This window comes from Chenggangzhangella methanolivorans (assembly GCF_042648545.1).
Lineage (GTDB): Bacteria > Pseudomonadota > Alphaproteobacteria > Rhizobiales > Methylopilaceae > Methylopila > Methylopila methanolivorans.
In genome coordinates this window covers 312,617-324,251 of record NZ_JBHRXS010000006.1, presented here as the reverse complement: position 1 = coordinate 324,251, position 11,635 = coordinate 312,617, and the positions used below count along the sequence as shown (strand labels likewise).

11 protein-coding genes and 1 tRNA gene are annotated in these 11,635 nt (G+C 70.3%); 8 read left to right on the top strand and 4 right to left on the bottom strand.

Translation table 11 applies throughout. The features are described from left to right. Positions 1–101: 101 nt before the first annotated feature. The 3 genes from ACFOWB_RS12690 (at position 102) to ACFOWB_RS12680 (ending at position 2,570) form a co-directional block, all read left to right on the top strand. Positions 102–186: transfer RNA gene (locus tag ACFOWB_RS12690), tRNA-Leu, on the top strand. Between the two features lie 372 nt (positions 187–558). Next, on the top strand, positions 559–1,521 hold the full coding sequence (locus tag ACFOWB_RS12685; RefSeq protein ID WP_261402576.1) for an alpha/beta hydrolase: 963 nt from the start codon (positions 559–561) through the stop codon (positions 1,519–1,521). 83 nt (positions 1,522–1,604) lie between these two features. Then, complete coding sequence (locus tag ACFOWB_RS12680) at positions 1,605–2,570, top strand: alpha/beta hydrolase (RefSeq protein ID WP_261402575.1); 966 nt, start codon at positions 1,605–1,607, stop codon at positions 2,568–2,570. A gap of 115 nt (positions 2,571–2,685) precedes the next feature. On the opposite strand, the gene ACFOWB_RS12675 is transcribed toward ACFOWB_RS12680, so the two are convergent. After that, the gene (locus tag ACFOWB_RS12675) at positions 2,686–3,219 is read right to left on the bottom strand and encodes a 3'-5' exonuclease (protein ID WP_261402574.1); all 534 of its coding nucleotides are present in this window, start codon (positions 3,217–3,219) and stop codon (positions 2,686–2,688) included. 132 nt (positions 3,220–3,351) lie between these two features. Between ACFOWB_RS12675 and aroC the strand changes: the two genes are divergently transcribed. Continuing rightward, positions 3,352–4,437, top strand: a complete 1,086-nt coding sequence (gene aroC, locus ACFOWB_RS12670; RefSeq protein ID WP_378147636.1) for a chorismate synthase — start codon at positions 3,352–3,354, stop codon at positions 4,435–4,437. Between the two features lie 308 nt (positions 4,438–4,745). Here aroC and ACFOWB_RS12665 read toward each other — a convergent pair whose 3' ends face one another. From ACFOWB_RS12665 to ACFOWB_RS12655, 3 genes are all read right to left on the bottom strand, one after another. Further along, a complete protein-coding gene (locus ACFOWB_RS12665; RefSeq protein ID WP_261402573.1) occupies positions 4,746–5,765 on the bottom strand; it encodes a YcjF family protein in 1,020 nt (339 codons plus the stop codon). Positions 5,766–5,928: 163 nt separating this feature from the next. Beyond that, complete coding sequence (locus ACFOWB_RS12660; RefSeq protein WP_378147633.1) at positions 5,929–7,416, bottom strand: YcjX family GTP-binding protein; 1,488 nt, start codon at positions 7,414–7,416, stop codon at positions 5,929–5,931. After that, positions 7,413–7,940, bottom strand: coding sequence for a SixA phosphatase family protein (locus ACFOWB_RS12655; protein ID WP_261402572.1), 528 nt, complete (start codon positions 7,938–7,940; stop codon positions 7,413–7,415). The genes ACFOWB_RS12660 and ACFOWB_RS12655 overlap by 4 nt, the downstream gene beginning before the upstream one ends. Positions 7,941–8,302: 362 nt before the next feature. Between ACFOWB_RS12655 and ACFOWB_RS12650 the strand changes: the two genes are divergently transcribed. From ACFOWB_RS12650 to ACFOWB_RS12635, 4 genes are all read left to right on the top strand, one after another. After that, complete coding sequence (locus ACFOWB_RS12650) at positions 8,303–8,668, top strand: Hpt domain-containing protein (RefSeq protein ID WP_378147631.1); 366 nt, start codon at positions 8,303–8,305, stop codon at positions 8,666–8,668. 156 nt (positions 8,669–8,824) lie between these two features. After that, positions 8,825–9,145: a 2Fe-2S iron-sulfur cluster-binding protein gene (locus ACFOWB_RS12645; protein WP_261402570.1), complete on the top strand. Its 321-nt coding sequence runs from the start codon at positions 8,825–8,827 to the stop codon at positions 9,143–9,145. 104 nt (positions 9,146–9,249) lie between these two features. After that, complete coding sequence (locus tag ACFOWB_RS12640; RefSeq protein WP_378147628.1) at positions 9,250–10,278, top strand: NAD(P)/FAD-dependent oxidoreductase; 1,029 nt, start codon at positions 9,250–9,252, stop codon at positions 10,276–10,278. Further along, positions 10,275–11,561 carry an MFS transporter gene (locus tag ACFOWB_RS12635; protein ID WP_261402569.1) on the top strand — a complete coding sequence of 429 codons (1,287 nt, stop codon included), beginning with the start codon at positions 10,275–10,277 and terminating at the stop codon, positions 11,559–11,561. The genes ACFOWB_RS12640 and ACFOWB_RS12635 overlap by 4 nt, the downstream gene beginning before the upstream one ends. The last annotated feature ends 74 nt before the right edge of the window (positions 11,562–11,635 follow it).

Here is an 11,635-nt window from a genome sequence, read left to right as displayed (position 1 = left end):
CGGAAGTCTCACGTGAGACTTTTTCGAGGTCTCACGTTCCACCCCCGTTCCGCCTCGACCCCGAGGCCAAAGCGTTGATTATTGAACGATTTCCCCTGCATGCGGACGTGGCGAAACCGGTAGACGCACGAGACTTAAAATCTTGCGCCGCAAGGCGTGCGGGTTCGAGTCCCGCCGTCCGCACCAATCCTGACCAGCGACCCGGCCCAAACGAGATCGGCCGCTTCCGCCGCGCGCCCGGATGGGAGACGCGGCGAAGGCGGCCGACCAAATGGCGGCCTTCGGACATGGGGTCCTCCGGCCTGTTCCGCTTCGCGAGAGGGGCGGGTATCGCGAGGCGGCCTGACACGCCAGATAGGCGCCGCCTCTCGCCCGGCAATTGATCGGCCGATAACGCGTGGTTACAAACCGTTGCCGACGGGCTGCGCGACCAAGCGCCGGTCGTCGTCACGCGCGCTCCGCCGCGTCGCACAGTCGTGAGCAGGATTTGCGCCGCCGCAGCCCTATCTCCAACTTCGTCTTCGCCAGAACAGCCGCCTTCAAGCGCCGGAGCCAGAGTTGCGACTGAACCGCGTCATCCTGCTTCTCTGCAGCGTCTTCGGGGCCGTCTTCGCCGCCGCCTCGCCCGCCGCGGCGCAGGGGCTCGGCTTGGTCGAGCGCCACATGTCCTCGCCGACCCCGGCGCTCGACCATCCGCTGGTCTTCAGCGTCTACCGTCCGGCGCTCGCGCCGACCGACGGAACGCGCTGGCCGGTGGTCTATCTGCTCGAGGGTCGGCCCGGACTGTCGGACTGGATCGATCAGGGCTCGGTCTATGAGGTGATCGATCGGGCGATCGCCGAGGGCGCCATTCCGCCGACGCTTGTCGTCATGGCCGCCGCCCCCTTCAGCTGGTACGCCGACAATCCGCAGGGCCAAGGCCTCGTCGCGACCGCGCTGACGCGCGACCTCGTCGCCGCCGTCGACGCGCGCTATCCGACCGCCGCCTGCCGGGAGGGACGCGCGATCGGCGGGCTGTCCATGGGCGGCTACGGCGCCGTGCTCTACGGGCTCACGCGTGCGGACCTCTATGTCGGCGCCATGAGCTTCGCCGGCGCCATCGCGCCTCCGATCGGAGCGGACGAGACCGAGCGCCTCGCCCGCTCGGACGTGTTCTACGACGGCGCGTTCGGACGGCCGCTGGATCGCGCGCGCTTCAACGACATGACGCTGTTCGCCAAGCTGCGCGAGGCCTCGCGCGCCCATGGTCCGAAGGCGGCGCTTTTTCTTGCGGCCGGCGACGCCGATCGCGGCGGACTGCTGCTCTCGACGACCCGGCTCCACGTCGAGGCCAAGCGCGCCGGCTTCGACTCGACCCTGCGCATCGGCGCAGGCCTTCACGACTGGCCGACCTGGCGAAACCAGCTCGCCGAAGGGCTCGCCTGGCTCGGGCCGCGGCTCGACCCGTCCTGCGGAAAGGAGATCGCGCGCGCGGCTCCGCTTCCGGGCGGCGGCGAGCCTCCAAGCCACGGAACGCCGTGACAAAATTTCGCTTTGTGCAGCGCAAATGACGGGTCTAGATTTTCCGTGAGAGCAGTTCTCGACCAAGCTCCAGAGCGCGCACGATGCCGTTCTCCGTTCGCCGCCTCATCCCGCCAATCGCAGCCCTTGCGGCCGCGCTCTTCTGGCTGACGGACGCCCACGCAGGGGGCCTCGTCACGCGTGAGGCGATCGCGCCAAGCAAGGCGCTCGGCAAACCGATCCGCTTCTCGCTCTACAGGCCCGCCGAAGCCCCGCCGCCGGGCGCGCGCTGGCCGGTGCTCTACCTTCTGCACGGCGGCGGCCCAGGCGAGGCCGACTGGCTCGACGCCGGCCGCCTCGCCGACACGATGGACCGCGCGATCGCCGCGGGCGACATGCCGCCGACCGTCGTGGTCATGCCTCAGGCCGGCGACAGCTGGTACGTGGACAATCCGGACTCAGGAGGCGCGGGGCTGATGGAGACCGCGCTCACCCGCGACCTCGTGCGCGCGATCGACAAGGCGCTGCCGACCGCCGCGTGCCGGCAGGGGCGCGCGGTCGCAGGCCTTTCCACCGGCGGCTACGGCGCCCTGCTCTACGCCCTCGACAAACCGAAACAGTATGGCGCGGCCATCAGCCTGTCGGGCTCGATCTCGCCGCCCATCGGCCCGCAGATGAAGGACCGCATCCGCCGCGCCGCGCGCCTTTATGACGGGGCGTTCGGAAAGCCCTTCGTCGCGGCGCGGTTCAACAAGCTCAACCTGTTTCCGCGCGCCGTGCGGCTCGGGATCGGGGGGGCGCCCTCGCCCGCCTTCTACCTCAACGCCGGCGACCGCGACCCTGGCGGCATCGTCCAGGGCACGACCGAACTCCATCTCGCGCTGCTCCGGCGCAACGCGGACTCGACGCTCAGGATCGTGGACGGGCGGCACGAATGGGCGCTGTGGCGCCGTGAGCTCGGGCCGGCGCTCAAATGGCTCGGCGTCCGGCTCGATCCGACCTGCGGCGCGGTCGTCGCGAAGGCGGTCGCGGGCGTCGACGACGGCGAACCGACCGCCTCGACGCACTAACCGTCCGGCCGGCGCCTGCCGCGCGGCTTGGGTCCTACCGAGAAGCGGACGTCAAACCGCCCCGGTCCGGTCAGATCGCGATGCCGGGGCGCGCAGATCGACGTTCTGGCCGTGCTCAGAGCTCGAGCGTCTTCTCGAACACGGTGAGGCCGGTCAGGCAGTCCTCCATCGCCCGGCGGGCGCGGGGACGCGGGCAGTCGAGCGCCTTGGCGATGGTCTCGAGCCGATGGTTCGGCACGTCCTTTACCCGGCTCTGCGCGAAGCGCATGGCGCAGACCGTCGTCGGAGGCGCGCTCAGCCCCTCGCGCTCGGCCTCGGCGACCAGGAAGGCGTGGTCGAAGCCGATGTTGTAGGCCACGAGCGGATCGTCGCCGACGAAGGCGAAGAAGTCGGCGAGCGCGGCTTTGGCGTCGGGCGCGTCCGCGAAGGCGGCGTCGTCGAGGCCGGTCATGGCGCGCACGAAGGCCGGGATCGCGCGGTCAGGCTTCACCAGCGTCTGGAAGCTGTCGAGTTCTCCGCTCGCGCGGTCGAAGCGGAGCGCCGCGATCTCGATGATGCGGTCGCGCTTGGGCGTCAGTCCCGTCGTCTCGAGATCGAAGAAGACGTAAGGGGTTTCGCCGGCGGCGATGGCTTCGAGAGGCGTCGACATGGAGGTTCTTGGGGCCTTGGACTCGGAACATAAGGCGCGAGAGGGCGGCTACGCCCAATTTTCTACGCAATCACGCGCGCGGCGGCCAGCGCTCTTCCGCTAAAAACCGCCGCATGGCATAGGCTCGCGGCCATGTCCCACAACTCTTTCGGCCATCTGTTCCGTTTCACGACCTTCGGCGAGAGCCATGGACCCGCGATCGGGGCCGTGGTCGACGGCTGCCCGCCGCGACTCAGCTTCACCCGAGACGACGTGCAGGCCGCGCTCGACCGCCGCCGCCCGGGGCAGTCTCGTTTCACCACCCAGCGCAAGGAGCCCGACCAGGTCGAGATCCTGTCGGGCGTGATCGAGGGCGCGGAAGGCGTGCTGACGACGACCGGCACGCCCATCGGCCTGCTGATCCGCAACGTCGACCAGCGCTCCAAGGACTACTCCAACATCGCCTCGAGCTACCGGCCGGGCCACGCCGACTACGCCTATGACGCCAAATACGGGATCCGCGACCACCGCGGCGGCGGCCGCTCCTCCGCGCGCGAGACCGCCTGCCGGGTCGCGGCCGGAGCGATCGCGCGGCTGGTGATCCCCGGGGTGAGGATCCGCGGAGCGCTGGTCGCCATGGGCCAGATCGAGATCGACCGCAGCCGCTGGGACTGGGCGGAAGTCGACCAGAACCCCTTCTTCTGCCCCGACCCGATCGCCGCCAAGGAGATGGAGGGCTACCTCGACGGGGTCCGCAAATCCGGCTCCTCGGTCGGCGCGGTGATCGAGGTGACGGCCGAGAACGTCCCCGCGGGGCTTGGCGCGCCGATCTACGGCAAGCTCGACGCCGACCTCGCCTCGGCGATGATGAGCATCAACGCGGTCAAGGGCGTCGAGATCGGCGAAGGCTTCGGAGCCGCGAGGCTTTCGGGCGAGGACAACGCCGACGAGATGCGCGCGGGCGAGAACGGGCGGCCGTCGTTCCTGTCGAACCATGCGGGCGGCGTGCTCGGCGGGATCTCGACCGGCCAGCCGGTCGTGGTGCGCTTCGCCGTAAAGCCCACCTCGTCGATCCTTACGCCGCGCCGTTCGATCGACGCCGACGGCCAGGAGGTCGACGTCTCGACCCGCGGCCGCCACGACCCGTGCGTCGGCATCCGCGCGGTTCCGGTGGGCGAGGCCATGATGGCGCTCGTGCTCGCCGACCATGCGCTGAGGCATCGCGGCCAGATCGGCTGACAGATCAGTCGGTTGACGCCGACGAAAGTCTCAGGCGCGCGGTTCGGCGGCGCGCAATCCAGATTGCGCGGCCGCTCGTATCTGCAACCACGATGTCGCCCTTGGGCGACGGACAACTTGAGACATGATGTCCACCGCCGGCGCGGATGCAGTCACGCGCCGGCGGTCTTTTTTTGTCGAGCCGATCGCGTGCTTCGAGACGATTGGCTGTCGCCAAGCTCCTCGGCATGAGGGAGGTTTCTGCCTCTCAACGGTCCTCATGCTGAGGAGCCGTCCGCAGGGCGGCGTCTCGAAGCACGCAGTCGCTCTCAGGCCCGCGGCTGACCCTCGAACAGATTGCCGGCGACCTCGCGCACCGTTGGCGCGCGGCGGGCGACGAAGGGCAGCGGGCGGCACACCGCCATGGCGGCGAGCCCGACGCGGGCGGTGAGCAGGCCGTTCAGCACGCCCTCGCCGAGCCGCGCCGAGAGCTTCGCCGCAAGGCCGTGGCCGAGCACCTGCTCCAGCAGGCCGTCGCCCACCCCCATGCCGCCGGTGACGGCGAGATGGGCGCCGACATGCTTTGCGAGCTTGAGGAAGCCGAGCGTTCCCGGCCTGCCGCCATAGATCGTCCCGATCCTGCGGATGAGCCGCATCGACTCCACCAGCACGAAGCCGAGATCGACGATCGCGCGCGGCGAGACGGCGGTGACGACCGAGACGCGTTTGGCGGCCGTGGCGATCGCGCGGGTCGCCTCGCGGTCCAGTTCGGCCAGCATTTCGCGCTCGACGATCTTGAGGCGGTCCGAGCCGTCCACGATCTCGCCGTCATGGGTCGCGACGGCGGCGCGGGCGCGGGCGGTCTCGGGCCGCTCGGCGTAGAGCGCCACCACCTCGGCCGCGACCTTCCGCGCCTTGCGGTCGTCGTCCGTCGCGTGCGCCTCGTCGGCGGACGCCCGCAGCGTCTCGATCTTGCCGAGCCGCATCAGCCCGGCGATCTCGCGGATGACCACGCCGAGCCCGGCGAGCGCCGCAAGCCCGGCGAGGCCGAGCGCCAGCCAGCCGAGCCAGTCTGCGCGCGCGAAGGTGTCCTCCACCACGCGCGTCGCCCAGAGGCCGACCGCAAGGCTGAGCAAGCCGCCGAGCGCGCTCCAGAACACGCCGCCGAGCGTGAGGCCGCGACGACGCGGCTTCACGGGCGCGGCCGCCGGTTCGGGCTGCTCGAAGACGTCGGGCTCGGGCGTCACCACCACGCCGCGCGCGGCGGAAACCTCCTCGCCCTTCGCTCCGAGCACGACCGCGGGATCGTTCAGGCGAAAGGTCGTCGGACGGCGGGGGGCTTCGGTCATCGGATCAAGATCTGCATCGAGGAACTGCGTGCTTCGCGACGCGCGCCAGAAGCGCGCTGCTCGGCATGAGGACCGCCGAGGCCGGCCCGGAGCCGAGAACCTCCCTCATGCCGAGGAGGCCCGCAGAGCCGTCTCGAAACACGAAGCCTGGTTTCCACCGCTCTCACGCCAGCGCGTCTCCGATCAGGAATTCGAGCGACCGGTCGAGCCGGATGTGCGGAAGTTGGGGAGCGCGGTCGGTCGTGACCAGCTTCGGAGGCCGGAACTTCACGAAACGAAGATCGCCGCCGTCTTCGCTCGCGGCGAGACCCTGATAGCCGCCGGAACGCAGCGCGACTTCAGGATCGGCCGGGAGGTCGCCCGGAAACACCGCGATCTCCTCCTCGCCGTCGAAGATCTGCCCGTTGGAGCGCTCGCCCTTCTCGGGCACGCCGACGATGACCGGAAGCTCCTGCCGACCCTGCCGCGCGGTCGCCTCGCGGGTGGCGCGCACGGCCGCAAGCGCCACCACGTCGACCGCCGCGCCGCCGAATTCGGCGCGCTCGATCGCCCGGCTGACGAGGCGGCGCAGGATCGCCTCCAGCCGGTCATGGCTGGTGTGGTGGAGGTGGTCGGCCTTGGTGGCGGCGAACAGCAGCCGGTCGACTTTCGGGCGGAACAGGCTCGACAGCCACGAATTGCGGCCATGGCGAAACGCCGAGAGCACGTCGGCGAGCGCGTTCTCGAGGTCCGCCACCGCCTCCGGGCCGGCGTTCAGCGCCGCGAGCGCGTCGACCAGCACCACCTGCCGGTCGAGCCGGGAGAAGTGGTCGCGGAAGAACGGCTTCACGACATGGGAGCGATAGGCCTCGTAGCGGCGCTCCATCATGGCCCAGAGCGAGCCCGAGGGCGCGCCCCCCTCCTCCGGCAGCGCCAGCGGCGCGAAGGTGAGCGCGGGGCTGCCCTCGAGATCGCCCGGCATCAGGAAGCGGCCGGGCGGCAGCGTCGAGAGGGCCACGCGGTCGTTGCGGCCGGCCTTCAGATAGGCGGCGAACAGCGCCGCGGCGGCGCGCGCGTCGTCCTCGCTCTCGGGCTTCAGCGGATCCAGCGTGTCGAGATGGGTGCGCCAGTTCCGGGCGATCGGCGCGCGGGTCGGCCCGTCGCTCGAGGCGAGGGTGCGCTCGCTCCATTCGCGGAAATCCTGGCCGAGCAGCGCGAGGTCGAGCAGCCACTCCCCCGGATAGTCGACGATGTCGAGGGTGAGCCTGCGGCGGGTGCGCGAACCGGTCAGGAAGCCGTGCGCCTCGAAGTCCACCACGACGCGCAGTTCCGAAATGCGCCGCGTCGAGTCCGGCCAGCCGCGTTCGGCGCCGGTCAGCGCGCGAAAATGCTGCTCGACCTCGAAGCGCGGCACCGCGTCGTCGGGCTGCGGCGCGAGCCGCGCGCCGGCGATGCGGCCTTCCGCATAGGCGCGGAACGCAGGCAGCCGAGCGCCGTTCACGAGCGCCTGCACGAGCGCGGTGAGGAACACCGTCTTGCCGGCGCGCGACAGCCCCGTCACTCCGAGCCGGATGGTGGGATCGAGCGCGCCCGAGACCGCCTCGCCAAGGCTGCGCGCGACGATTCGGGCCTCGTCGAACAAGCCGCCGAAGCTGATGCCCGATGGGCTCATTCGTCCGCGATCCCGAGCGCCTTGGGCGTGACGAAGCGGTCGAGCCGGCCCGAGCCGGGCTCGACCGAGGCCCAATCGTCGAGGGGAAAATCCAGCACCGCGATCGCGGCCGTGGGGAACTTAGCCGAGAGCGCGCGCCGCGCCTCCGGGTCGCCTTTCGACGCAAGTAGTTCCACGAACTGTTCGAGACCCGGATTGTGGCCAACGATCATCAACGTCTGGATGCCGGCAGGCGCGCCCTTCACGACCTGAAGCAGCGCGCCGGGGGATGCGTGGTAGATGTCCGCGTCGAAGGTCGCTTTCGGAGACGGCGAGAACGCCCCTTTGGCGATGTCCCAAGTGGCGCGCGCGCGCCGGGCGGTCGAGCACAGCACCAAATCAGGCCGAAATCCCCTCCCCGCGAGCCATGCGCCCATGGGTCCGGCGGCGCGCCGTCCGCGCTCTGCGAGCGAGCGGTCGTGGTCCTCCTGCCCCTCCTGCGACCAGTCTGACTTGGCGTGGCGGAACAGGATGAGGCGACGCATGGGACTCCCGTCAGGTGTGGCCGGCGCGCAACCCCGTCGCGCCTCGGCGGAGGTGGGGGCGCGTTCAGGCTTTCTCAACCCTGTCCGTTCACGCGCCGGTAACGCTGTTGGCGACTTCTTCATTGTGCAGCGCAATGAACGCCTGATGAACGCGTCGTTCGGGTGGAGTTCAACGCGGCCAAGGCATTCTTGGGCCAAGCTGCCCCAGTGGCTCAAAAGCCACGGCGGGTCTTACGAAAAGAAATGTAGCGATTGGTGAACCTGTTCCGCCCAGATTTAGACAACTGAGGCGCAGTATTTGGAGACACAGCCCGCCGCGTACCCCTGACGGGCTTCGGAGCGTGACCACAATGTCGAGCATGATGAGACAATTCGAACAACGAGCTGACACCGCCTTCGCGACTGCGATCGACGTCGGACACCTGAACCGCCAGACCATGGGCGACCGCAGCCTCGAGCGCGAAGTGCTGGAGCTGTTCCGCCGCCAGGCCCGCATCCTCCTCTTCCGTTTCGACGCGCTGACCAACCCGGCCGAGCGCGCGGACGTGGCCCATACGCTCAAGGGCTCGGCCCGCGGCGTCGGCGCCAATCGCGTCGCCTTCGCGGCCGACGAGCTGGAGCGCGCGGCGATGGCCGGCGAGCCGACCGGCAAGGCGCTGGCCGAACTCGCCGAGTCGGTGGCCGAGGTGACCTCGGCGATCGAGCTGCGTTACGGCCTCGACCGCTGAGCCTCACGGCTCCAGACCGCCTCGACGACCTGACGCGCCGCAGCTTGCTGGCGCGTCGTTCGGAAAGACTCTAAAGAGCCAGCTCGGACCGGCGGTGAGCGCCGCCGGCCGCCGCGGTCCCAAAGGGCCGCGACGAGGCTTCGAGCGGGGCGACCGATGGCGAGCATCACCTTCATCGATCAGGACGGCGGCAAGCGCACCGTCGAGGCCGAGCCCGGCTCGACCGTGATGGAGGCCGCCATCCGCAACGACGTCCCCGGCATCGAGGCCGAGTGCGGCGGGGCCTGCTCCTGCGCGACCTGCCACGTCTATGTGGACGAGGCCTGGACCGAGGCCGTCGGCGGACCTGAGCCGATGGAGGAGGACATGCTCGACTTCGCCTACGACGTGCGCCCGACGAGCCGCCTCTCCTGCCAGATCAAGGTCACTCCTGCGCTCGACGGGCTAGTGGTCACGACCCCCGAACGCCAGGGCTGACCGAGCGTCGACCTCCGTCGCCCTGTCGCTTTTGCTCCCGATGACCTAGATCGGCGTCCTGAAGGGGCGCGATCGCGCGCCCGCCATTCTCGCGCCGGGGCGCCATGACCGAGACCATCAAGACCGACGTCGTCATCGTCGGGGCCGGGCCCGTCGGGCTCTTCGCGGTGTTCGAGCTCGGCCTGCTCGACATCCGCGCCCATGTGGTCGACATCCTCGACCGCCCCGGCGGGCAATGCGCCGAGCTCTATCCGGAAAAGCCGATCTACGACATTCCCGGCCTGCCCGTGGTCACGGGTCAGGAGCTCACCAACAATCTCCTCGAGCAGATCAAGCCGTTCCAGCCGACGTTCCATTTCTCCGAAATGATCGCGGGGCTGGAGCCGCTGCCCGACGAGCGCTTCCTGCTCACCACCGACGCCGGGACGCGCTTCGACGCCAAGGTGGTGGTGATCGCCGCCGGCGGCGGTTCGTTCCAGCCCAAGAAGCCGCCGATCGACGGCGTCGAGGCGTTCGAGGCGAAGTCGGTCCATTACGCCGTGCGCAAGATGGACGTGTTCCGCGGCAAGCGCGTGCTGATCGTGGGCGGCGGCGACTCGGCGCTCGACTGGACGCTGAACCTCGCCCCCGTCGCCCAGCGGGTCACCCTGCTCCACCGCCGCGACGCCTTCCGCGCCGCCCCCGACAGCGTCAACAAGATGCGCAAGCTCGTCGATGAGGGCGTCGTCGACCTCGCGCTTGGCCAAGTGACGGAGCTCCTCGGCGACGACGGCGTGCTCGAAGCCGCCCGCGTCAAACTCAACGACGGCTCGATCCACGAGATCGCGAGCGACGCCATGCTGCCCTTCTTCGGGCTGACCATGAAGCTCGGGCCGATCGCCGATTGGGGCCTCAATCTCGACGAGAACCTTGTGCCGGTCGACACCGAAAAGTTCGAGACGACCACGCCCGGGATTTTCGCCATCGGGGACATCAACGCCTATCCGGGCAAGCTGAAGCTCATTCTCTCGGGCTTCCACGAGGGCGCGCTGATGGCGCAGGCGGCCGCGCGCCGCATCAATCCGGACCGCCGGATCGTGTTCCAGTACACCACCTCCTCGACGAGCCTGCAGAAGAAGCTCGGGGTGGCGTGACGGCCGGGGCCGCGCTCCCGCCCCGAAAGGTCTCGCGCGGCTCGCTCGCGATCGCCTCCGTCTCGACGGTCGTCGAGTGGTACGACTTCACGCTCTACCTCTATCTCGCGCCGACGCTCGCCAGGGTGTTCTTCGGGACGGGCGAAGGCGCGCTCGCCGAGACGCTCGCGGGCTTCGCCGCCGCCTATCTGCTGCGGCCGCTCGGCGCGCTCGTCTTCGGCCAGATCGGCGACCGTTTCGGCCGCCGGCGCGCCATGCTGCTCTCGGTCGCGCTGATGACCGCCTCCATGCTCGCCACCGCGGCGCTCCCGACCGACGCGCAGGCCGGCGCCGCCGCCGGCTGGGCGCTGCTTGCGCTGCGCTGCGTCTCGAGCTTCGCGGTCGGCGGCGAATATGTCGGCGTGGTGGCCTATCTGCTCGAGGGCGCGAAGGCGGAGCGGCGCGGCCTCGTCACCTCCTCGGCCTCGGCCACGAGCGAGATCGGCGCCCTGCTCGCCGTCGGCGTCGCGGCGCTCGTCGTCGGTTCGCTTTCGGGACCCGACCTCGACGCCTGGGGCTGGCGCATTCCCTTCCTCGTCGGCGCGGCGCTTGCGGGCGGCGTCTGGATCGCGCGCTCGGCCATGGAGGAATCGCCCGAATTCGAGCGGCAGCGCGCGACCGACGCCACTCCCGCCAGGCCCTTGCGCGACATGCTGACCACGCACAGGAGCGCCGTCGCGCGGGGCTTCGCGATCTCGGCGCTCGGCTCGATCACCTACTACGTCGGCATCACCTACGTGCCGTCCTTCCTCGCCTCCGCGGGGGTCCGCACCGAAGGCGAAGCCCTGTCGCTCTCCACGGCGGCGGCCGTCGCGGTGATCCTCGCGACGCCGGTCGCAGGGGCTTTGTCGGACCGCTTCGGCCGGAAGCCCGTGCTGGTCGCGGTCGCGCTCTTGAGCGCCGCCCTGCCCGTCGCGATGTTCGCGCTTGTCGCGAACGGCTCCGCGGCCGCCGCCCTCGCCGGCGCGGTCACACTCGCGGCGATCGCCGGAGGGGTGAGCGCGGTCGGCGCCGTCGCGACCGCCGAACTGCTGCCCGGCGAGGGCCGGCTCACGGGCCTCGCGCTCGGCGCGACCGGCGCGACGGCGATCTTCGGAGGGCTCGCGCCCTATCTCGCCCATCGGCTGGTCGAGGCGACCGGCTGGCCCGGGACGCCCGGCTTGATGATCGCGGCGGTCGCGGCGCTCGTGCTTCCCGTGCTGGTCCTCATGCCCGAGACGGCCCCCGCGAAGGCGCCGGGCTGAAAATCGGGAAGACGCCGGCCATCGCCGCCGCGCAGCCCTGACGCGCGCGGTTGCATTGGCGCATCGGCGAAAAA

Bases quoted from the DNA above. Each gene is read 5' to 3' on its own strand.
- ACFOWB_RS12645 (WP_261402570.1), top strand. From the start codon at position 8,825: ATGGCGAGCATCACCTTCATCGATCAGGACGGCGGCAAGCGCACCGTC.
- ACFOWB_RS12665 (WP_261402573.1), bottom strand. From the start codon at position 5,765: ATGACCGAAGCCCCCCGCCGTCCGACGACCTTTCGCCTGAACGATCCC.
- ACFOWB_RS12680 (WP_261402575.1), top strand. From the start codon at position 1,605: ATGCCGTTCTCCGTTCGCCGCCTCATCCCGCCAATCGCAGCCCTTGCG.
- ACFOWB_RS12655 (WP_261402572.1), bottom strand. From the start codon at position 7,940: ATGCGTCGCCTCATCCTGTTCCGCCACGCCAAGTCAGACTGGTCGCAG.
- ACFOWB_RS12640 (WP_378147628.1), top strand. From the start codon at position 9,250: ATGACCGAGACCATCAAGACCGACGTCGTCATCGTCGGGGCCGGGCCC.
- ACFOWB_RS12650 (WP_378147631.1), top strand. From the start codon at position 8,303: ATGAGACAATTCGAACAACGAGCTGACACCGCCTTCGCGACTGCGATC.
- aroC (WP_378147636.1), top strand. From the start codon at position 3,352: ATGTCCCACAACTCTTTCGGCCATCTGTTCCGTTTCACGACCTTCGGC.
- ACFOWB_RS12675 (WP_261402574.1), bottom strand. From the start codon at position 3,219: ATGTCGACGCCTCTCGAAGCCATCGCCGCCGGCGAAACCCCTTACGTC.
- ACFOWB_RS12660 (WP_378147633.1), bottom strand. From the start codon at position 7,416: ATGAGCCCATCGGGCATCAGCTTCGGCGGCTTGTTCGACGAGGCCCGA.